The 22,963-nt window shown below is 44.7% G+C and carries 12 protein-coding genes, 9 tRNA genes, 5 rRNA genes and 1 other annotated feature; all 26 genes read left to right on the top strand.

Annotated features, from left to right (window positions below):
* Positions 1-226: 226 nt before the first annotated feature.
* The 26 genes from CFK37_RS05685 (at position 227) to rlmB (ending at position 22,963) form a co-directional block, all read left to right on the top strand.
* Positions 227-3,146 (top strand): 23S ribosomal RNA (locus CFK37_RS05685).
* A 117-nt stretch (positions 3,147-3,263) separates the two neighbouring features.
* A 5S ribosomal RNA gene (rrf, locus tag CFK37_RS05680) occupies positions 3,264-3,379 on the top strand.
* Between the two features lie 14 nt (positions 3,380-3,393).
* Positions 3,394-3,469 (top strand) — tRNA-Val (locus tag CFK37_RS05675).
* Positions 3,470-3,483: 14 nt separating this feature from the next.
* Positions 3,484-3,559 (top strand) — tRNA-Thr (locus tag CFK37_RS05670).
* A gap of 23 nt (positions 3,560-3,582) precedes the next feature.
* Positions 3,583-3,658: transfer RNA gene (locus tag CFK37_RS05665), tRNA-Lys, on the top strand.
* A 10-nt stretch (positions 3,659-3,668) separates the two neighbouring features.
* Positions 3,669-3,750 (top strand) — tRNA-Leu (locus CFK37_RS05660).
* Between the two features lie 19 nt (positions 3,751-3,769).
* A tRNA-Gly gene (locus tag CFK37_RS05655) sits at positions 3,770-3,844 on the top strand.
* A gap of 8 nt (positions 3,845-3,852) precedes the next feature.
* Positions 3,853-3,941, top strand: a tRNA-Leu gene (locus CFK37_RS05650).
* 3 nt (positions 3,942-3,944) lie between these two features.
* Positions 3,945-4,021 (top strand) — tRNA-Arg (locus tag CFK37_RS05645).
* Between the two features lie 3 nt (positions 4,022-4,024).
* Positions 4,025-4,101 (top strand) — tRNA-Pro (locus CFK37_RS05640).
* Between the two features lie 18 nt (positions 4,102-4,119).
* Positions 4,120-4,195: transfer RNA gene (locus CFK37_RS05635), tRNA-Ala, on the top strand.
* Positions 4,196-4,305: 110 nt separating this feature from the next.
* Positions 4,306-5,871, top strand: a 16S ribosomal RNA gene (locus CFK37_RS05630).
* A gap of 237 nt (positions 5,872-6,108) precedes the next feature.
* Positions 6,109-9,029 (top strand): 23S ribosomal RNA (locus CFK37_RS05625).
* Between the two features lie 117 nt (positions 9,030-9,146).
* Positions 9,147-9,262, top strand: a 5S ribosomal RNA gene (gene rrf / locus CFK37_RS05620).
* Together the 16S, 23S and 5S rRNA genes with 9 tRNA genes alongside form the textbook arrangement of a ribosomal RNA operon.
* Positions 9,263-9,393: 131 nt before the next feature.
* Positions 9,394-10,092 (top strand): MgtC/SapB family protein, encoded by a 699-nt coding sequence (locus tag CFK37_RS05615; RefSeq protein ID WP_089060944.1) that lies wholly within the window; start codon positions 9,394-9,396, stop codon positions 10,090-10,092.
* A 308-nt stretch (positions 10,093-10,400) separates the two neighbouring features.
* On the top strand, positions 10,401-10,868 hold the full coding sequence (locus CFK37_RS05610) for a CtsR family transcriptional regulator (RefSeq protein WP_089060943.1): 468 nt from the start codon (positions 10,401-10,403) through the stop codon (positions 10,866-10,868).
* 14 nt (positions 10,869-10,882) lie between these two features.
* A complete protein-coding gene (mcsA, locus tag CFK37_RS05605; protein ID WP_089060942.1) occupies positions 10,883-11,431 on the top strand; it encodes a protein-arginine kinase activator protein McsA in 549 nt (182 codons plus the stop codon).
* A complete protein-coding gene (gene mcsB, locus CFK37_RS05600) occupies positions 11,428-12,492 on the top strand; it encodes a protein-arginine kinase McsB (RefSeq protein WP_089060941.1) in 1,065 nt (354 codons plus the stop codon). Before mcsA ends, mcsB begins: the two co-directional genes overlap by 4 nt.
* 16 nt (positions 12,493-12,508) lie before the next feature.
* Positions 12,509-14,938, top strand: coding sequence for an ATP-dependent protease ATP-binding subunit ClpC (gene clpC, locus CFK37_RS05595; RefSeq protein ID WP_089060940.1), 2,430 nt, complete (start codon positions 12,509-12,511; stop codon positions 14,936-14,938).
* 221 nt (positions 14,939-15,159) lie between these two features.
* Positions 15,160-16,536 (top strand): DNA repair protein RadA, encoded by a 1,377-nt coding sequence (gene radA, locus CFK37_RS05590; protein WP_089063545.1) that lies wholly within the window; start codon positions 15,160-15,162, stop codon positions 16,534-16,536.
* 195 nt (positions 16,537-16,731) lie between these two features.
* A complete protein-coding gene (locus CFK37_RS05585; RefSeq protein WP_089063544.1) occupies positions 16,732-17,829 on the top strand; it encodes a PIN/TRAM domain-containing protein in 1,098 nt (365 codons plus the stop codon).
* 99 nt (positions 17,830-17,928) lie between these two features.
* Entirely contained in the window at positions 17,929-19,398 is a 1,470-nt protein-coding gene (gene gltX, locus CFK37_RS05580) for a glutamate--tRNA ligase (RefSeq protein WP_089060939.1), read from the top strand.
* 43 nt (positions 19,399-19,441) lie between these two features.
* Positions 19,442-19,656: a binding site (T-box leader), on the top strand.
* Positions 19,657-19,768: 112 nt separating this feature from the next.
* Complete coding sequence (gene cysE, locus CFK37_RS05575) at positions 19,769-20,431, top strand: serine O-acetyltransferase (RefSeq protein WP_089063543.1); 663 nt, start codon at positions 19,769-19,771, stop codon at positions 20,429-20,431.
* Positions 20,412-21,812: a cysteine--tRNA ligase gene (gene cysS / locus CFK37_RS05570; protein ID WP_089060938.1), complete on the top strand. Its 1,401-nt coding sequence runs from the start codon at positions 20,412-20,414 to the stop codon at positions 21,810-21,812. The genes cysE and cysS overlap by 20 nt, the downstream gene beginning before the upstream one ends.
* 7 nt (positions 21,813-21,819) lie before the next feature.
* Positions 21,820-22,218 carry a Mini-ribonuclease 3 gene (locus CFK37_RS05565; protein ID WP_089060937.1) on the top strand — a complete coding sequence of 133 codons (399 nt, stop codon included), beginning with the start codon at positions 21,820-21,822 and terminating at the stop codon, positions 22,216-22,218.
* Between the two features lies 1 nt (position 22,219).
* Positions 22,220-22,963, top strand: a complete 744-nt coding sequence (rlmB, locus tag CFK37_RS05560; protein ID WP_089060936.1) for a 23S rRNA (guanosine(2251)-2'-O)-methyltransferase RlmB — start codon at positions 22,220-22,222, stop codon at positions 22,961-22,963.

Below are 22,963 nucleotides of genomic sequence, written 5' to 3'. Positions count from 1 at the left end.
CAGGAAGCGAGAAGCTACATGTAGTGGAAGCTGACCTGTTTAACGGAATCCCTGTGATAACCTGCTGGTTATCCGGGGGCGTAAGACCTACTATCATGTAGGCCTTGACATATCAGGTTGTTTGTTCAGTTTTGAGGGATGCAAATCTCTCTTTTTGTACCTTGAAAACTAAATAAGAGCAAGATAGACAACGACATCAAAAACGTAAGTTCTTAATCATAAAGATAGTTAAGTGAAGAAGAGCGCACGGTGGATGCCTTGGCACTAGGAGCCGATGAAGGACGGGACTAACACCGATATGCCTCGGGGAGTCGTAAGTAGACTTCGATCCGAGGATTTCCGAATGGGGAAACCCGCTGTTCGTAATGGAGCAGTACGCGTATCTGAATACATAGGATACGTGAGGCAGACCCGGGGAACTGAAACATCTTAGTACCCGGAGGAAGAGAAAGCAAATGCGATTTCCCAAGTAGCGGCGAGCGAAACGGAATCAGCCCAAACCAGAAAGCTTGCTTTCTGGGGTTGTAGGACACTCCATTGGAGTTACAAAGAAATGCTTTAGATGAATCGATCTGGAACGATCAGCCAAAGCGGGTAAGAGCCCTGTAATCGAAAAAGCGTTTCCTCCGGAGTGGATCCTGAGTACGGCGGAACACGAGGAATTCCGTCGGAATCCGGGAGGACCATCTCCCAAGGCTAAATACGACCTAGTGACCGATAGTGAACCAGTACCGTGAGGGAAAGGTGAAAAGCACCCCGGAAGGGGAGTGAAAGAGATCCTGAAACCGTGCGCTTACAAGTAGTCGAAGCCCGTTTATGGGTGACGGCGTACCTTTTGTAGAATGGACCGGCGAGTTACGATCGTATGCAAGGTTAAGTGGAAGACACGGAGCCGCAGCGAAAGCGAGTCTGAATAGGGCGAAATAGTATACGGTCGTAGACCCGAAACCGTGTGATCTACCCATGTCCAGGGTGAAGGTCAGGTAACACTGACTGGAGGCCCGAACCCACGTATGTTGAAAAATGCGGGGATGAGGTGTGGGTAGGGGTGAAATGCCAATCGAACACGGAGATAGCTGGTTCTCTCCGAAATAGCTTTAGGGCTAGCCTCAATAGATGCGTACTGGAGGTAGAGCACTGATTGAACTAGGGGCCCTCACCGGGTTACCGAATTCAGTCAAACTCCGAATGCCAGCTACGTTACGTTGGGAGTCAGACTATGGGTGATAAGGTTCATAGTCGAAAGGGAAACAGCCCAGACCGCCAGCTAAGGTCCCAAAGTATACGTTAAGTGGAAAAGGATGTGGAGTTGCCCAGACAACCAGGATGTTGGCTTAGAAGCAGCCATCATTTAAAGAGTGCGTAATAGCTCACTGGTCGAGTGACTCTGCGCCGAAAATGTACCGGGGCTAAACGTATCACCGAAGCTGCGGATTGTTCTTCGGAACAATGGTAGGAGAGCGTTCCAAGTGCTGTGAAGTCAGACCGTGAGGACTGGTGGAGCGCTTGGAAGTGAGAATGCCGGTATGAGTAGCGAAAAAAGAGTGAGAATCTCTTTCACCGAAAGCCTAAGGTTTCCTGAGGAAGGCTCGTCCGCTCAGGGTTAGTCGGGACCTAAGCCGAGGCCGAAAGGCGTAGGCGATGGACAACAGGTAGATATTCCTGTACCACCTCATGAATGTTTGAGCGATGGGGGGACGCAGTAGGATAAGGAATGCGCACTTCTGGAAATGTGCGCCCAAGCAGCAAGGGAGTTGGATTGGCAAATCCGTCCAACAATTCTGAGCTGTGATGGGGAGGGAACTATAGTACCGAAGTTCTGGATTTCACACTGCCAAGAAAAGCCTCTAGTGAGTTCATAGGTGCCCGTACCGCAAACCGACACAGGTAGGCGAGGAGAGAATCCTAAGGTGATCGGGAGAACTCTCGTTAAGGAACTCGGCAAAATGACCCCGTAACCTCGGGAGAAGGGGTGCTCCTTTAAGGAGGAGCCGCAGTGAATAGGCCCAAGCGACTGTTTAGCAAAAACACAGGTCTCTGCGAAGCCGAAAGGCGAAGTATAGGGGCTGACACCTGCCCGGTGCTGGAAGGTTAAGGGAAGAGTTAGCGCCTTCGGGCGCGAAGCTTAGAACCGAAGCCCCAGTAAACGGCGGCCGTAACTATAACGGTCCTAAGGTAGCGAAATTCCTTGTCGGGTAAGTTCCGACCCGCACGAAAGGTGCAACGACTTGGGCACTGTCTCAACGAGAGACCCGGTGAAATTATACTATGTGTGAAGATGCACATTACCCGCGACAGGACGGAAAGACCCCGTGGAGCTTTACTGTAGCCTGATATTGAATGTTGGTACAGCTTGTACAGGATAGGTGGGAGCCATCGAAACCGGAGCGCTAGCTTCGGTGGAGGCATCCGTGGGATACCACCCTGGCTGTACGGACATTCTAACCCAGGACCGTAATCCGGTTCGGAGACAGTGTCAGGCGGGCAGTTTGACTGGGGCGGTCGCCTCCCAAAGAGTAACGGAGGCGCCCAAAGGTTCCCTCAGAATGGTTGGAAATCATTCGAAGAGTGTAAAGGCAGAAGGGAGCTTGACTGCGAGACCTACAAGTCGAGCAGGGACGAAAGTCGGGCTTAGTGATCCGGTGGTTCCGCATGGAAGGGCCATCGCTCAACGGATAAAAGCTACCCCGGGGATAACAGGCTTATCTCCCCCAAGAGTTCACATCGACGGGGAGGTTTGGCACCTCGATGTCGGCTCATCGCATCCTGGGGCTGTAGTCGGTCCCAAGGGTTGGGCTGTTCGCCCATTAAAGCGGTACGCGAGCTGGGTTCAGAACGTCGTGAGACAGTTCGGTCCCTATCCGTCGTGGGCGCTGGAAGTTTGAGAGGAGCTGTCCTTAGTACGAGAGGACCGGGATGGACACACCGCTGGTGTACCAGTTGTTCCGCCAGGAGCATAGCTGGGTAGCTACGTGTGGCAAGGATAAGTGCTGAAAGCATCTAAGCATGAAGCCCCCCTCAAGATGAGACTTCCCATCACTCGAAGTGAGTAAGATCCCTCAGAGACGATGAGGTAGATAGGTTCGAGGTGGAAGCGTGGCGACACGTGGAGCTGACGAATACTAATCGATCGAGGACTTAACTAACCATTGATTGTCATCTATTTAAGCTCTTATTTAGTTTTTAGGGTATAAAATGAAAAAAGGTCTTGCATTTCGAAAGAAATATGACTATAATATATTTTGTCCTTAAATTTAATATGGTCTGGTAGTTATAGCGGAGAAGTCACACCTGTTCCCATGCCGAACACAGCAGTTAAGCTCTCCAGCGCCGATGGTAGTTGGGACTTTGTCCCTGCAAGAGTAGGACGCCGCCAGGCCGTACATATGTCCCGGAGGATTAGCTCAGCTGGGAGAGCACCTGCCTTACAAGCAGGGGGTCGCAGGTTCGAGCCCTGCATCCTCCACCATTTTCACATAATTAGCCGGCCTAGCTCAACTGGTAGAGCAACTGACTTGTAATCAGTAGGTTGGGGGTTCAAGTCCTCTGGCCGGCACCATTGACATCATTGTTAAATAGTACGAGCCATTAGCTCAGTTGGTAGAGCATCTGACTTTTAATCAGAGGGTCGAAGGTTCGAATCCTTCATGGCTCACCATTTATGCTATGCGGGTGTGGCGGAATTGGCAGACGCGCTAGACTTAGGATCTAGTGTCTTTTGACGTGGGGGTTCAAGTCCCTTCACCCGCATCATTCATCTAATAACAACGCGGAAGTAGTTCAGTGGTAGAACATCACCTTGCCAAGGTGGGGGTCGCGGGTTCGAATCCCGTCTTCCGCTCCAATTCCCATGCCGGGGTGGCGGAATTGGCAGACGCACAGGACTTAAAATCCTGCGATAGGTAACTATCGTGCCGGTTCGAGTCCGGCCCTCGGCACCATATGCGCCCGTAGCTCAATTGGATAGAGCGTTTGACTACGGATCAAGAGGTTAGGGGTTCGACTCCTCTCGGGCGCGCCATTTCGGGAAGTAGCTCAGCTTGGTAGAGCACATGGTTTGGGACCATGGGGTCGCAGGTTCGAATCCTGTCTTCCCGACCATTTAAAACTATATTTTATGGGGCCTTAGCTCAGCTGGGAGAGCGCCTGCCTTGCACGCAGGAGGTCAGCGGTTCGATCCCGCTAGGCTCCACCATTAAATTTGCTCCTTGAAAACTGAACAAACAACAACCAAGTAATATGTCAAGCAACGAAACAAAGCTAAGACCAACGATAGAATTGATTGGTGTCGATTCTATTCAAACTTTTTTGGAGAGTTTGATCTTGGCTCAGGACGAACGCTGGCGGCGTGCCTAATACATGCAAGTCGAGCGCGGGAAGCAAGCAATCGCCCTTCGGGGCGTGAGCTTGTGGAACGAGCGGCGGACGGGTGAGTAACACGTGGGCAACCTGCCTGTAAGATTGGGATAACCCCGGGAAACCGGAGCTAATACCGAATAATACTTTTTATCACATGGTAGAAAGTTGAAAGGCGGCTTTTGCTGTCACTTACAGATGGGCCCGCGGCGCATTAGCTAGTTGGTGGGGTAATGGCCTACCAAGGCGACGATGCGTAGCCGACCTGAGAGGGTGATCGGCCACACTGGGACTGAGACACGGCCCAGACTCCTACGGGAGGCAGCAGTAGGGAATCTTCCGCAATGGACGAAAGTCTGACGGAGCAACGCCGCGTGAGTGATGAAGGTTTTCGGATCGTAAAACTCTGTTGTTAGGGAAGAACACGTATCGTTCGAATAGGACGGTGCTTTGACGGTACCTAACCAGAAAGCCCCGGCTAACTACGTGCCAGCAGCCGCGGTAATACGTAGGGGGCAAGCGTTGTCCGGAATTATTGGGCGTAAAGCGCTCGCAGGCGGTCTTTTAAGTCTGATGTGAAAGCCCACGGCTTAACCGTGGAGGGTCATTGGAAACTGGAGGACTTGAGTACAGAAGAGGAGAGTGGAATTCCACGTGTAGCGGTGAAATGCGTAGAGATGTGGAGGAACACCAGTGGCGAAGGCGACTCTCTGGTCTGTAACTGACGCTGAGGAGCGAAAGCGTGGGGAGCGAACAGGATTAGATACCCTGGTAGTCCACGCCGTAAACGATGAGTGCTAGGTGTTAGGGGGTTTCCGCCCCTTAGTGCTGAAGTTAACGCATTAAGCACTCCGCCTGGGGAGTACGGCCGCAAGGCTGAAACTCAAAAGAATTGACGGGGGCCCGCACAAGCGGTGGAGCATGTGGTTTAATTCGAAGCAACGCGAAGAACCTTACCAGGTCTTGACATCCTCTGCCAGCGATAGAGATATCGTGTTCCCTTCGGGGACAGAGTGACAGGTGGTGCATGGTTGTCGTCAGCTCGTGTCGTGAGATGTTGGGTTAAGTCCCGCAACGAGCGCAACCCTTGATCTTAGTTGCCAGCATTTAGTTGGGCACTCTAAGGTGACTGCCGGTGACAAACCGGAGGAAGGTGGGGATGACGTCAAATCATCATGCCCCTTATGACCTGGGCTACACACGTGCTACAATGGATGGAACAAAGGGAAGCGAAGCCGCGAGGTGTAGCAAATCCCATAAAACCATTCTCAGTTCGGATTGCAGGCTGCAACTCGCCTGCATGAAGCCGGAATCGCTAGTAATCGCGGATCAGCATGCCGCGGTGAATACGTTCCCGGGCCTTGTACACACCGCCCGTCACACCACGAGAGTTGGCAACACCCGAAGTCGGTGAGGTAACCTTTATGGAGCCAGCCGCCGAAGGTGGGGCCAATGATTGGGGTGAAGTCGTAACAAGGTAGCCGTATCGGAAGGTGCGGCTGGATCACCTCCTTTCTAAGGAAAAACAGGAAGCGAGAAGCTACATGTAGTGGAAGCTGACCTGTTTAACGGAATCCCTGTGATAACCTGCTGGTTATCCGGGGGCGTAAGCCCTACTATTATGTAGGCCTTGACATATCAGGTTGTTTGTTCAGTTTTGAGGGATGCGAATCTCTCTTTTTGTACCTTGAAAACTAAATAAGAGCAAGATAGACAACGACATCAAAAACGTAAGTTCTTAATCATAAAGATAGTTAAGTGAAGAAGAGCGCACGGTGGATGCCTTGGCACTAGGAGCCGATGAAGGACGGGACTAACACCGATATGCCTCGGGGAGTCGTAAGTAGACTTCGATCCGAGGATTTCCGAATGGGGAAACCCGCTGTTCGTAATGGAGCAGTACGCGTATCTGAATACATAGGATACGTGAGGCAGACCCGGGGAACTGAAACATCTTAGTACCCGGAGGAAGAGAAAGCAAATGCGATTTCCCAAGTAGCGGCGAGCGAAACGGAATCAGCCCAAACCAGAAAGCTTGCTTTCTGGGGTTGTAGGACACTCCATTGGAGTTACAAAGAAATGCTTTAGATGAATCGATCTGGAACGATCAGCCAAAGCGGGTAAGAGCCCTGTAATCGAAAAAGCGTTTCCTCCGGAGTGGATCCTGAGTACGGCGGAACACGAGGAATTCCGTCGGAATCCGGGAGGACCATCTCCCAAGGCTAAATACGACCTAGTGACCGATAGTGAACCAGTACCGTGAGGGAAAGGTGAAAAGCACCCCGGAAGGGGAGTGAAAGAGATCCTGAAACCGTGCGCTTACAAGTAGTCGAAGCCCGTTTATGGGTGACGGCGTACCTTTTGTAGAATGGACCGGCGAGTTACGATCGTATGCAAGGTTAAGTGGAAGACACGGAGCCGCAGCGAAAGCGAGTCTGAATAGGGCGAAATAGTATACGGTCGTAGACCCGAAACCGTGTGATCTACCCATGTCCAGGGTGAAGGTCAGGTAACACTGACTGGAGGCCCGAACCCACGTATGTTGAAAAATGCGGGGATGAGGTGTGGGTAGGGGTGAAATGCCAATCGAACACGGAGATAGCTGGTTCTCTCCGAAATAGCTTTAGGGCTAGCCTCAATAGATGCGTACTGGAGGTAGAGCACTGATTGAACTAGGGGCCCTCACCGGGTTACCGAATTCAGTCAAACTCCGAATGCCAGCTACGTTACGTTGGGAGTCAGACTATGGGTGATAAGGTTCATAGTCGAAAGGGAAACAGCCCAGACCGCCAGCTAAGGTCCCAAAGTATACGTTAAGTGGAAAAGGATGTGGAGTTGCCCAGACAACCAGGATGTTGGCTTAGAAGCAGCCATCATTTAAAGAGTGCGTAATAGCTCACTGGTCGAGTGACTCTGCGCCGAAAATGTACCGGGGCTAAACGTATCACCGAAGCTGCGGATTGTTCTTCGGAACAATGGTAGGAGAGCGTTCCAAGTGCTGTGAAGTCAGACCGTGAGGACTGGTGGAGCGCTTGGAAGTGAGAATGCCGGTATGAGTAGCGAAAAAAGAGTGAGAATCTCTTTCACCGAAAGCCTAAGGTTTCCTGAGGAAGGCTCGTCCGCTCAGGGTTAGTCGGGACCTAAGCCGAGGCCGAAAGGCGTAGGCGATGGACAACAGGTAGATATTCCTGTACCACCTCATGAATGTTTGAGCGATGGGGGGACGCAGTAGGATAAGGAATGCGCACTTCTGGAAATGTGCGCCCAAGCAGCAAGGGAGTTGGATTGGCAAATCCGTCCAACAATTCTGAGCTGTGATGGGGAGGGAACTATAGTACCGAAGTTCTGGATTTCACACTGCCAAGAAAAGCCTCTAGTGAGTTCATAGGTGCCCGTACCGCAAACCGACACAGGTAGGCGAGGAGAGAATCCTAAGGTGATCGGGAGAACTCTCGTTAAGGAACTCGGCAAAATGACCCCGTAACCTCGGGAGAAGGGGTGCTCCTTTAAGGAGGAGCCGCAGTGAATAGGCCCAAGCGACTGTTTAGCAAAAACACAGGTCTCTGCGAAGCCGAAAGGCGAAGTATAGGGGCTGACACCTGCCCGGTGCTGGAAGGTTAAGGGGAAGAGTTAGCGCCTTCGGGCGCGAAGCTTAGAACCGAAGCCCCAGTAAACGGCGGCCGTAACTATAACGGTCCTAAGGTAGCGAAATTCCTTGTCGGGTAAGTTCCGACCCGCACGAAAGGTGCAACGACTTGGGCACTGTCTCAACGAGAGACCCGGTGAAATTATACTATGTGTGAAGATGCACATTACCCGCGACAGGACGGAAAGACCCCGTGGAGCTTTACTGTAGCCTGATATTGAATGTTGGTACAGCTTGTACAGGATAGGTGGGAGCCATCGAAACCGGAGCGCTAGCTTCGGTGGAGGCATCCGTGGGATACCACCCTGGCTGTACGGACATTCTAACCCAGGACCGTAATCCGGTTCGGAGACAGTGTCAGGCGGGCAGTTTGACTGGGGCGGTCGCCTCCCAAAGAGTAACGGAGGCGCCCAAAGGTTCCCTCAGAATGGTTGGAAATCATTCGAAGAGTGTAAAGGCAGAAGGGAGCTTGACTGCGAGACCTACAAGTCGAGCAGGGACGAAAGTCGGGCTTAGTGATCCGGTGGTTCCGCATGGAAGGGCCATCGCTCAACGGATAAAAGCTACCCCGGGGATAACAGGCTTATCTCCCCCAAGAGTTCACATCGACGGGGAGGTTTGGCACCTCGATGTCGGCTCATCGCATCCTGGGGCTGTAGTCGGTCCCAAGGGTTGGGCTGTTCGCCCATTAAAGCGGTACGCGAGCTGGGTTCAGAACGTCGTGAGACAGTTCGGTCCCTATCCGTCGTGGGCGCTGGAAGTTTGAGAGGAGCTGTCCTTAGTACGAGAGGACCGGGATGGACACACCGCTGGTGTACCAGTTGTTCCGCCAGGAGCATAGCTGGGTAGCTACGTGTGGCAAGGATAAGTGCTGAAAGCATCTAAGCATGAAGCCCCCCTCAAGATGAGACTTCCCATCACTCGAAGTGAGTAAGATCCCTCAGAGACGATGAGGTAGATAGGTTCGAGGTGGAAGCGTGGCGACACGTGGAGCTGACGAATACTAATCGATCGAGGACTTAACTAACCATTGATTGTCATCTATTTAAGCTCTTATTTAGTTTTTAGGGTATAAAATGAAAAAAGGTCTTGCATTTCGAAAGAAATATGACTATAATATATTTTGTCCTTAAATTTAATATGGTCTGGTAGTTATAGCGGAGAAGTCACACCTGTTCCCATGCCGAACACAGCAGTTAAGCTCTCCAGCGCCGATGGTAGTTGGGACTTTGTCCCTGCAAGAGTAGGACGCCGCCAGGCACAATAAAGTGGAGATACGTTTAAACGTATCTCCACTTTTTTAATTTGCTTAGGGTGCAATACCATCTATATATTGACAGCATTATATTGTAAAATAAAAATACATATAGTTTATTATTGGGGTGTTGCAAATGGGTGAACATATTGGTCAAATTTTTGGTGACCATTTTTTCGTAATCATGACCAGGGTACTTATTGCATTGATCCTTTCGGGATTAATTGGGTTTGAGCGGGAGTTAAAAAATCATTCCGCTGGGTTTCGTACGCATATTCTGGTGGGAGTCGGTTCATGCTTAATGATGCTTCTATCTTTATATGGATTTGAAGCCTTTATTGGATCGTCTGATAATATACGTTTTGATCCAGCAAGAATACCTTCTTACGTTATAAGTGGCATTGGGTTTCTTGGTGCCGGAACCATTATGGTTAATGGCATGACAATTCGCGGATTAACAACAGCGGCATCTATATGGACTGTTGCCGGACTGGGTTTGGTTGTTGGCGTAGGAATGTACGCAACTGCGGTTTTTACTACATTAGTGATATTGCTTAGTTTAGTGTTCTTAAACAACTTTGAAAAGTTGTTTAAGAAGGGTGTCTACTCTAATTTAATTGAAATCGTTGCTTTACCAGGACTTCAGGTTAATAATATTGTGTCCATTTTTGAATCATTTGACTTAATAATTAAAAAGGTAGAGATTGAACGAATCGACAAGGATACACGCAATATTTTTATAAAAATTGAGCAAAATGCTAATCTGGACCGGGTGGCGTTATTTGAAGAAATATCGAAGGTGGAGCAAGTAAAAAATATTATTGAAAGAGATTAATGCACGTGCTACCTAATAAGGGCAGGTGCATTATAGCTATACCATGCGGCTATCCCCCTTGACGCATGTTTTAGATACGGAAATTGCCCGTACGTAGATAACAAATGGCTGCTTTTCTGTTTTATTCTTAATTTTTCGTTTTAATTCTATTTCTATTGGCGAAAATAGGATTGAACAATGTATTTGCATCTGCTCTCTTTTTGCGTATAATATAGGTAAAGTCAAAGATAGTCAAAGTCAGTAATACAAAATGATTATACAGTTAAAGGAGATACAACATCATTTAGATAAAACGAGGAGGAGCAGTTTTGAGTAATATATCTGATATCATTGAACAACATTTAAAAAAGATATTGGAAGCTGCCAGGCAGGATGCTATTGAGATAAAACGAAGTGAGATTGCTGATCAATTTCAATGTGTTCCATCACAAATAAATTATGTGATTAATACGCGCTTCACTGTGGAAAAGGGATATATTGTAGAGAGTAAACGCGGCGGTGGAGGGTATATACGTATTATTCGTATTAAATACCAGGAAAAGTCAGATTTAATTGATGAAATTATTGAAATGATCAATCCCGCTGTCACCCAGCAAGCATCTGTTGATATTTTAGAACGCTTACTGGAGGAAGAATTAATCACAGAGAGGGAAGCCAAAATTATTCTCAGTGCTATGGACCGCAATGTTTTAGCATTTCAATTACCACTTCGGGATGAGGTTCGGGCAAGGGTTTTAACCGCTATGTTATCAACATTAAAATATTTGAATTCATAAAAGGAGGGGGACTTATGGAATGTCAGGAATGTAATAAACGTCCTGCATCACTACACTTCGCACAGGTTATAAATGGAAATAAGACTGAAATACATCTTTGTGAGATTTGTGCAAAAGAAAAAGGATATATGACATACCCTGAGGAAGGGTACTCGCTTCACAGCTTATTAACAGGACTTTTTAATTTTGATACTTCTTCCATTAGCACACAAAATTCATCCACTGCTAATCAAACAAAGGAATTGCAATGTCCAAAGTGCGAAATGACGTTCTCCGAATTTAAACGTGCTGGCAAGTTTGGATGTGCGGAATGTTATCACACATTTTCCAATCGTTTGGATTCAATTTTTCGTCGCGTTCATAGTGGAAATACTAAGCATCATGGAAAAATTCCTAAACGGCAGGGTGGAAATTTACACACCAGAAAGCGACTTGATGAATATAAAGAAAAGTTAACACATCTAATTGAAGATGAGGCTTTTGAAGAGGCTGCAGAAATCAGGGATAAGATTCGTGACCTTGAAAAAGAAATGCCTCAGACCGGGGATGGTGATCAAAAATGACATTGCAGCATTTTATGAACGAGGCAATCAGCCCATGGATGCGTTTGGATGGACCGGATAGCGATATTGTTTTAAGCAGCCGGATCCGGTTAGCACGTAATTTTGCATACGCAGCTTTCCCAATCATTGCTGAGAATGAGGAATTGGAAAAAATTCATGATTTCTTTCAACAGGAATATGAACATCAGTCATTTCAGGATTACGAAGATTTTCAATTTGTGTCTATTCGTGATTTAAGTGCAGCAGAAAAACGTGTTTTGGTTGAAAAACATTTAATTAGTCCGCACCTCGCTAAGCATGCTGAAACAGCCGCGACCTTAATTTCACAAAGTGAACAGGTTTCAGTGATGATTAATGAGGAGGATCATATCCGAATTCAGCTATATTTTCCAGGTTTTCAATTAAGTAAGGCACTGGAGAAAGCTTTTGAATTTGATGATTGGCTGGAAGAGAAAATTAATTATGCATATGATGAAACGAGGGGGTATTTAACCAGTTGCCCAACCAATGTGGGGACTGGTATGAGAGCCTCTGTTATGATGCATCTTCCAGCATTAACACTTACACAACAAATAAATCGCATGATTCCAGCGATAAATCAGTTGGGGCTTGTTGTACGCGGAATTTATGGAGAAGGAAGTGAAGCGGTAGGCAATGTCTTTCAAATCTCCAACCAAATCACACTCGGTAAGTCCGAAGAGGATATTGTTCAAGACTTACAAAGTGTTGTACAGCAATTGATTGAACAGGAGAGAACAGCTAGAAACAGACTTATGGAACAATCGAGTACACGTCTTGAGGATCGAATATTCCGTTCTTATGGAACTTTGGAATACAGCCGGGTGATTGAATCGACAGAGGCAGCAAGATGCTTATCAAATGTTAGGCTTGGAATTGATTTAGGCATGATTGAAAATGTTTCAAGAAACATACTTAATGAATTAATGGTTCTGACACAACCCGGCTTCCTGCAGCAATATGCTAAGGGGACATTAACTCCAAAGGAACGGGATGTATTAAGAGCTACACTCATTCGTGAGCGATTACAATTAGAAAATTAGTAGGGGGAAAAGCCATATGATGTTTGGACGTTTTACAGAAAGAGCTCAAAAGGTATTGGCATTATCACAAGAAGAAGCAGTTCGACTTGGACATAATAATATTGGGACAGAACATATATTGCTTGGGCTAGTTCGTGAAGGAGAAGGTATTGCTGCCAAGGCATTACAATCATTAGGTCTAGAAATTGATAAAATCCAGCAGGAAGTTGAACAGCTTATTGGAGTTGGGAAGCAGCCAATGCAGACAATACACTACACCCCGCGTGCTAAAAAGGTTGTTGAGCTTTCACAGGATGAAGCCAGAAAACTCGGTCATTCGTACGTCGGTACTGAACATATTTTACTTGGTCTTATCCGTGAAGGTGAAGGCGTGGCAGCGCGTGTCTTAAATAATCTAGGAGTAAGTTTAAATAAGGCCAGACAACAGGTTTTACAGTTACTTGGCAGTAATGAATCACAATCCAATCGTCAGGGACGCTCGGGCCAGGCGGCAAATGCAAACACACCCACACTCGATTCATTGGCACGTGACTTAACTTCCATTGCTAAAGAAGGTAATGTGGATCCAGTGATAGGCCGAGGTAAAGAAATTGAACGAGTGATTCAAGTACTTAGCCGCCGCACAAAAAATAATCCAGTGCTCGTTGGTGAGCCAGGTGTTGGTAAAACTGCAGTAGCTGAAGGGCTGGCGCAGCAAATTATTGATAATGAAGTACCAGAAACCCTTCGTGACAAGCGGGTAATGACACTAGATATGGGTACTGTAGTTGCAGGTACAAAATATCGCGGTGAATTTGAAGATCGTCTGAAGAAGGTTATGGAAGAAATCAGGCAAGCTGGCAATATTATATTATTTATTGACGAACTTCATACATTAATCGGTGCAGGTGGCGCAGAGGGCGCAATTGATGCTTCAAATATCTTAAAACCATCGCTTGCCCGTGGCGAGTTGCAATGTATTGGTGCAACTACACTTGATGAATACCGTAAATATATTGAAAAAGATGCTGCATTAGAGCGCCGCTTCCAACCGATTCAAGTTGATGAGCCAACACTGGAAGAAACAATTAAGATATTACGCGGACTTCGTGACCGCTATGAAGCGCATCACCGCGTGACCATTACAGATGATGCGATTGAAGCGGCTGCTAATTTGTCAAATCGCTATATAACAGATCGCTTTTTACCAGATAAAGCAATTGATTTGATTGATGAAGCCGGTTCGAAAGTCCGCCTGCGTTCTTATACAATTCCGCCAAATTTAAAAGATTTAGAGCAAAAGCTGGAGGAAGTGCGTAAGGAAAAAGATGCAGCAGTACAGAGCCAGGAATTTGAAAAGGCTGCATCATTACGTGATTCTGAGCAAAAGCTGCGCGAGGAATTGGAAAAAACGAAAAATCAATGGAAAGAAAAGCAAGGACAAGAAGATTCAGAGGTTACAGTAGAGGATATTGCATCAGTCGTTTCCATTTGGACTGGGGTTCCTGTGTCGAAACTGACAAAAGATGAAAGTGAAAGATTGCTTAACATGGAGGATACCCTTCATAGCCGCGTAATAGGTCAGGAAGAAGCAGTAAAGGCTATCTCAAAAGCAGTTCGTCGTGCACGGGCCGGACTTAAGGATCCAAAACGTCCGATTGGCTCATTTATTTTCCTTGGTCCAACAGGTGTAGGGAAAACAGAACTTGCTCGTGCCTTAGCGGAATCAATGTTTGGTGATGAGGATGCTATGATTAGGATTGATATGTCTGAGTATATGGAAAAACACTCAACCTCTAGATTGGTTGGTTCACCTCCAGGTTATGTGGGATATGAAGAAGGTGGGCAATTAACGGAAAAGGTTCGCCGTAAGCCATATTCGGTTGTCTTGCTGGATGAGGTGGAGAAGGCGCATCCAGATGTCTTTAATATCTTACTGCAAGTATTAGAGGATGGTAGATTAACGGACTCAAAAGGACGTTTGGTTGATTTCCGCAATACCGTGCTTATTATGACCTCGAATGTTGGAGCCAGTGAATTGAAAAGGAATAACCATGTAGGCTTTAATCTGGAGGAAGAGGGCCGGGATTATAAAGACATGAAGGCCAAGATCACCGAAGAAATGAAGAAGGCATTCCGCCCAGAATTCTTAAACCGGATTGATGAAATCATCGTTTTCCACTCTTTAGAGAAAAAGCATATGAAGGATATTGTATCTCTAATGCTTCAGCAGCTCCAACGGCGCCTGAAGCAAAATGATATTGACTTTACGTTAACAGATAAAGCAGTTGAAAAGATTGCAAATGATGGATTTGACCCCGAATATGGCGCACGTCCATTGCGTCGGTCGATTCAAAAAAATATTGAGGACCTACTATCAGAAGAATTGCTAAAAGAGACTATCTCAAAAGGGGAGATAGTAAAAATAGGCCTAAATAACAAAGGTGACTTTATTGTGCTGTCGTAAATAATTGGTTTTTAAAAGCTAGAAGGGCTAATCCTTCTAGCTTTTTCACCCTGAAAGGCGTGGAAGCTGGTTATTTAGATAATGTTTTTCGGCCGGATGACATAACATAAAAATGTGGCATAAGTGTGGGAAGAAGTTAAGAAAATTGATAGAAACCTGTAACCTACAGGGTGGGTATTTCGTATACAATAGAGAGACACGGTTGAAAGGGATGAATCATGTTGGCAAAGCGCAAGACGAAATATGTATGTCAGGAATGCGGCTATGAGTCAGCTAGGTGGATGGGGAAATGTCCTGGCTGTAATAATTGGAATACGCTTGTGGAAGAAGTAGACTCTCCATCTAAGAATGGTCGGCATACCTCTATAGGCAGCAGTTTAAATCCGCAAAGTAGACCGGAGAAAATAACAACAATAGAATCCGATAAAGAGCCGCGGATTACGACCAAAATGAAAGAATTCAATCGTGTACTTGGTGGTGGGGTTGTACCAGGCTCATTAGTGCTAATTGGGGGCGACCCTGGGATTGGTAAATCTACATTGCTTTTACAGATTTCCTCTCAATTGGCGGACAAGCAATTACCAGTATTATATATATCTGGTGAAGAATCTGCTAAACAAACAAAGCTAAGGGCGGATCGTTTAGCGATAAAGTCAGATTTGCTGTATGTTCTGGCTGAGACAAATTTATATGATATATCGAATCAAATTTCTATCTTGAAACCATCTTTTGTTGTTATTGATTCGATTCAAACTATTTTTAAAGAGGAAGTTACCAGTGCTCCCGGCAGTGTTTCGCAGGTTCGCGAATGCACAAGTGAACTGATGAAAATTGCCAAGTCGAATGGAATTCCGATATTTATCGTCGGGCACGTAACAAAAGAAGGGTCTATTGCTGGGCCACGATTACTCGAACATATGGTGGATGCTGTGCTCTATTTTGAGGGTGAGCGCCATCACACATATAGAATATTGCGCGGTGTGAAAAACCGCTTTGGAAGTACCAATGAAATGGGTATTTTTGAAATGAAGGAAGAAGGGCTAAAGGAGGTCATGAATCCTTCCGAAATATTTCTGGAGGAGCGATCACAAGGGGCGGCTGGCTCAACGGTTGTCGCTTCAATGGAAGGAACAAGACCAGTACTAGTGGAAATTCAGGCACTAATTTCACCGTCAAGTTTTGGTAACCCAAGGCGTATGGCAACGGGAATCGATAACAATCGGGTTCCATTATTGATGGCGGTACTCGAAAAAAGGGTAGGGCTGATGCTGCAAAATCAGGATGCATATGTAAAAGTTGCTGGCGGGGTGAAACTGGACGAGCCTGCAATTGACCTAGCCATAGCTGTGAGTATTGCGTCAAGTTTCCGTGATCAGCCAACAAAGCCAGATGATATTTTTGTTGGGGAAGTGGGCTTAACCGGAGAAATAAGACGAGTTTCACGAATAGAACAACGGGTTCAGGAAGCGGCGAAACTTGGGTTCAAACGAGTGTTTTGCCCGAAAAGGAATCTTGGTGGATGGACGCCACCGTCCTCTATTCAAATAGTTGGTGTAAATACTGTGCAAGAAGCACTAGATATCGGTGTTTCCAGATAATGTGTAGTATAAAAGCATCTTTTAGATAAACACAATTTGACACTTAAGCACTATTGTGATAAAATTTAGTGTTTACTAAATTGACTGAAAATAACGATTGTGCTATTCTTTAGGTACATGTAATACTATATATAGCTTGATAAGTGGTTATTTTTTAAATAAATAGGTAATACTAAAGGACAGGAGGTGAACATGGTGCTGAAAAAAATTGTGCATTTATTTTTTCTTATTGCCGGAGGTACCATTGGATATTTATATATCCCAGATATTGTTAGATTGTTAAACTTCGACAATGCGAAGTGGGTGGCATCCCCCTATTTAGGCTTATTGTTAGGTGCAATTATTTTATTTCTTATCACATATTGGATAACAGATTACATCGTAGGGTTCCTGCGATGGACAGAAGATACACTTATCAAGTTGCCTGTAGGTGATTTATTCTTTGGGAGTCTAGGATTAATAATTGGTTTGGTAATCGCCTTTTTGATTAATATTCCGCTAACTGATATTCAAATCGAATTGGTTTCACAAGTTATTCCGCTATTTTTAACGTTTTTCCTAGGTTATTTTGGGTTCCAGGTAGGATTTAGACGTCGCGATGAATTTTTAAATTTATTAACGGTTAACAAAAAAGATCGAGAACGCAGAAAGTCGGAAGATCCTGATTCTATCGAAAAGATTCAGCCGAAAGCAAAAATATTGGATACTAGCGTAATCATTGACGGACGTATTGCTGACATCTGCCAAACTAGCTTTTTGGAAGGAACGATTGTTATCCCGCAGTTCGTTTTAGGTGAGTTACAGCATATTGCTGATTCCTCTGATGTTCTGAAACGAAACAGGGGCCGGCGGGGACTTGATGTCTTAAACCGGATCCAGAAAGAGATACCAGTGAACGTTGAAATCTATGAAGGAGACTTTGAGGAAATCCCCGAAGTTGACAGTAAGCTGATTAAGCTTGCCAAAGTAATTGATGGAATCGTAGTAACCAATGATTTTAACTTGAATAAAGTTTGTGATTTTCAAGGTGTACATGTACTAAACATTAATGACTTAGCAAACGCTGTTAAGCCGGTTGTCTTACCAGGTGAAGAGTTAATGGTTCAGGTAATCAAAGATGGCAAGGAGCAGAATCAGGGTATTGCATATTTAGATGATGGTACAATGATTGTAGTGGAAGAAGGACGTAATTATATTGGTAAAACAATAGAAGTGTTAATTACAAGCGTTCTGCAAACATCTGCAGGAAGAATGATCTTCGCAAAACCAAAATTACTTGAAAAAGCACAGTAAAAAGGGTATAACTTATAAAGGAAACAAAAAGTGATAACATATCTGTTATCGCTTTTTGGTGTACGGTGAAACATTAAAAAATTAGTGGAGGGTAACATCATGACAAACGATGTCCGTGTACGATATGCGCCAAGTCCAACAGGCCATTTACATATTGGAAATGCGCGCACAGCATTATTTAATTATCTTTATGCCAAACACTTTGACGGTAAATTTATTATTAGAACTGAAGATACAGATGACAAACGAAATGTAGCTGGAGGCGAAGAAAGCCAACTGTCATTTTTGAAATGGCTTGGAATTGAATGGGATGAAGGAGCTGACATTGGTGGGGAGTATGGTCCATACCGCCAAATGGAACGCCTTGATTTATATACGAAATATATAAATGAACTGCTGGAAAAAGGCCTAGCATACAAATGTTACATGACAGAGGAAGAATTGGATGCGGAGCGCGAGGAACAGAAAGCTAATGGACAAGTTCCCAAATACTCGGGTGCCCATAGCAATCTTACAGATGAGCAAATTGCAGCGTTTGAACAGGAAGGCCGTAAGCCAAGTATCCGCATGCGCGTTCCTGCAAACAAAACGTATACCTTCGATGATATTGTCCGTGGTACGATCACGTTTGAGTCAAGCGACTTTGGCGATTGGGTTATTGTGAAAAAGAATGGTATTCCAACTTACAACTTTGCGGTTGCTATTGATGATCATTTAATGCGCATCACACATATATTGCGCGGTGAAGAGCATATTTCAAATACGCCTAAGCAAATGATGATTTACGATGCATTTGGCTGGGAGGCACCTACCTTTGGCCATATGACACTGATATTAAATGAAGAGCGCAAAAAGTTAAGTAAACGCGATCAGCATGTTATCCAATTTATCGAGCAATATCATAACCTGGGATATTTGCCTGAAGCAATGTTTAACTTCATAACATTGCTGGGCTGGTCACCAGTTGGTGAAGAGGAAATATTTGATCGGGACAAATTGATAGAAATATTTGATCCTGAGCGTCTGTCTACTTCGGCGGCTATTTTTGACCCGCAAAAGTTAAAATGGATGAATAATCAATATATTAAAGAGCTTGATCATGACGAGATCGTTAACCTGACCCTGCCGCACCTGATTGAAGCGGGACGTTTACCAAAGGATATGGACGATGAGACAAGAGAATGGGCAGAAAAAGTAATATCGTTATATGCGGAACAGCTCAGGTACGGTGCTGAAATCGTTGAGTTATCCGAGTTATTTTTTAATGATCAGATTGAATATGATGAAGATGCAAAGGAAGTCCTTCAGGGAGAGCAGGTTCCTGAAGTATTGCAGGTCTATACAGATAAATTAATTCATATGGATGAGTTTCATAAAGATAATATTAAGGCAGCGATTAAAGAAACACAGAAGGAAACCAAGCATAGAGGGAAGAAACTGTTTATGCCTATTCGGGTTGCAACAACCGGCCAAACTCATGGACCGGAACTTCCAATGGCAATTGAATTATTAGGGAAAGATGTGATTGTGAAGCGTTTGGATCAAGTGCTTCGGGATCTGCAAGCTTAATTTGTTCACATTTAATTAGAAATGTAATATAGTAATAATACAATATCGATCGTTGATAAGGAGAAGTAGGAAACCGCTGGCTTATGCAGAGAGAATCATCACCGGCTGAAAGTGATTCTAAGCGAAGTTTCCGAAATGCACCTTTGAGTCTGTTATGGAAGCTAGTATATAACAGCGGGGACTCTTCCGTTAGTAGAGAAAGTTGAGAGCTTGAACATGCTCTAAACAGAGTGGGACCGCGCGGTAAGCGTCTCTGTGTATTTATTATACACGGGGGCGCTTTTATTTTTTCGATTAAAGAAGGTTTTTAATAAGTCTAGCTCCAGTGCTAAAGCGAGATTTTCTAATGATGGGGGTGGAAAAGTTGGGATTGTTGAAACGGATGAAATCAGATATGGATGTGGTATTCGAACAGGACCCAGCAGCTCGAACTTATTTTGAAGTATTTTTAACTTATTCAGGGTTACATGCGATATGGTCGCACCGAATTGCACATACTTTCTATAAACGGAAATGGTTTTTTATAGCGCGGGTCATTTCACAAATCAGCCGTTTCTTAACAGGGATTGAAATTCACCCTGGTGCACAAATTGGTGATAAATTTTTTATTGATCATGGTATGGGTGTAGTAATTGGCGAAACATGTGAAATTGGAAATAACGTGACCATTTATCAAGGGGTAACGTTGGGTGGAACCGGGAAAGAGAAAGGTAAACGGCACCCGACTGTCAAAGATAATGCTTTAATTGCAACAGGCGCTAAGGTATTAGGCGCAATCGTGATTGGGGAAAATTCAAAAGTCGGAGGTGGGTCTGTCGTTTTACACGACGTACCGGATAACTCGACTGTTGTTGGTATACCAGGTCGGGTTGTTGTTCAAAATGGAGAAAAAGTAAGACGGGATTTAGATCACAATAAACTGCCAGATCCAGTGTCAGACCGTTGCAATCAGTTGGAAACTGAAATACGCTTATTGACTGCAGAAATAGCTAAATTGAAAGAGGGTAATACGAATGACCATCACCATTTATAATACGTTAACCAGGCAAAAGGAACCGTTTAAGCCACTTCAAGAAGGAAAGGTCAGCATGTATGTATGCGGCCCGACAGTATATAATTACATTCATATTGGTAATGCCCGCCCAGCGATAGTTTTTGATTCCGTGAGAAGGTACCTTGAATATAAAGGGTATAAGGTTGACTATGTCTTAAACTTTACTGACGTTGACGATAAGATTATCAAGGTTGCCAATGAATTAAATGAAGCGATACCAGAACTTACGAATCGTTTTATCAATGCTTATCAGGAAGATATTGAAGCACTTGGTGTTAAAGAAGCAACATATAATCCACGGGTAACTGAAACGATGGACGACATCATCGCGTTTATTGCTGCATTAGTTGATAAAGGATTTGCGTACGCGGTCGATGGAGACGTGTATTTTAAACCACGTTCATTTGATGGTTACGGCAAGCTTTCCCATCAGTCGATTGATGAGTTACGTTCTGGAGCGCGAATTCAAATTGGTGAGAAAAAGAAAGACCCACTTGACTTCGCGTTATGGAAAAAAGCAAAGGATGGGGAAATAGCTTGGGATTCTCCATGGGGGCGAGGAAGACCTGGCTGGCATATTGAATGTTCTGCCATGGCTAAAAAGTATCTGGGTGATACGATTGACATTCATGCAGGTGGTCAGGATTTAACATTTCCTCACCATGAAAATGAAATAGCCCAATCCGAAGCAGGGAATGGAAAGTCGTTCGCCAGGTACTGGATGCATAACGGATATATTAATATTGACAATGAAAAAATGTCTAAATCACTAGGAAACTTTGTGTTAACCAAGGAATTAATTGAGCAGCATGACCCATCTGTGATCCGCTTTTTTATGTTAAGTGTGCATTACCGAAATCCGATTAATTTCAGTGAAGAATTGTTAGAGGCTGCTAAAAACAGCTATGAGCGAATAAAAAACGCGTACGATAACCTAGTGCATCGAAAAAAATCAAGTACAAACTTTGATAAGCAGGCGGATGAATGGCTTTTGAAGGTTGCTAACTTGAATCGGCGTTTTGAAGAGGCAATGGATGATGATTTTAATACGGCAAATGCAATTTCAGTATTATTTGATTTAACCAAAGAAGCAAATCTATATTTGAAAGCGAAGCATACATCAACAGAGGTTATTCAATCGTTCGAGGATAGTATTGCGACTATTCTTGCTGTCCTTGGAATCCAAATAGAACAAACTGAGGAATTACTTGATGCTGATATAGATGCATTGATACAAGAGCGTAATGATGCTCGCAGCAATCGTGACTTTAAACGGGCTGATGAAATCCGTGATACGTTAAAGGAAAAGAAGATTTGGTTAGAAGACACCCCCCAAGGTACAAGATGGAAAAGGGGTTAATTAATATATGAAATTGGATGTTAATCAGCTGAAAAGCCTTGCACTGGCCTATATGGGTGATGCTGTTTATGAAGTGAGTGTTCGCGAACATTTAATCCGCTTAGGGAAAGTGAAGCCGAACGATCTTCATAAACAGGCAATTGCCTTTGTGTCAGCAAAGGGACAAGCTAAAGTTATTTTACATTGGCTGGACGTTAAGTTTCTTTCTGATGAAGAGAAACGCATTGTTGCACGGGGCAGAAATGCTAAATCAGGATCAATACCGAAGAACACCAGCGTTCAAACGTATCGTTACAGTACAGCTTTTGAAGCTCTAATAGGATACCATCACTTACTAAACAATCAGGAGCGGTTAACAGAACTAGTAGAACATGCAATACAATTTATTGAGGAAGGGAGTGTCTGAATTGAATCACGAAATCATTATTGGAAAAAATCCGGTATTTGAGGCGTTAACGTCAGGTCACTCAGTTAACAAAGTACTAATATCCGATCAACTGAACATAAATGCTAGTAAAAAAGTGAATCAATTGGCAAAGACCGCAAATACAATCGTTCAAAAGGTGCCAAAAAGTAAACTTGACCAACTGGTGGATGGGAATCATCAAGGAATCCTAGCCTATGTTGCCTCGTATCAATACGCTGAATTGGAGGATTTATTTCAAGTGGCGTCAACTAAAAATGAGGCACCATTTTTTATTATCCTGGATGAACTTGAGGACCCGCATAATTTAGGGTCTATCTTACGAACAGCTGATGCAACTGGGGTACACGGTGTTATAATTCCCAAACGGCGTTCAGTTGGACTGACGGCAACCGTTGCAAAAACATCTGCTGGTGCTATTGAACATATTCCGGTAGCACGTGTAACGAATATTGTAGCCACAATTGAAAAGTTAAAGAGCCGAAACGTGTGGGTAGTCGGAACTGCAGCGGATGGCACTGAGGATTATCGGGCACTTGACGGAACACTGTCGCTTGCGTTAGTCATTGGAAATGAGGGTAAAGGAATGAGCCGTCTAGTACAGGAAAAATGCGATTGGACCGTCAGTTTGCCATTAAAAGGAAAGGTTTCTTCACTAAATGCATCCGTGGCATGCAGCTTATTACTCTATGAAGTATTCCGGAAAAGGTTTCCGTTAGGAGAATAG

The organism is Virgibacillus phasianinus, assembly GCF_002216775.1.
Classification (GTDB): Bacteria; Bacillota; Bacilli; order Bacillales; family Amphibacillaceae; genus Virgibacillus_F; species Virgibacillus_F phasianinus.
This window is presented reverse-complemented; position numbering and strand designations above follow the sequence as displayed.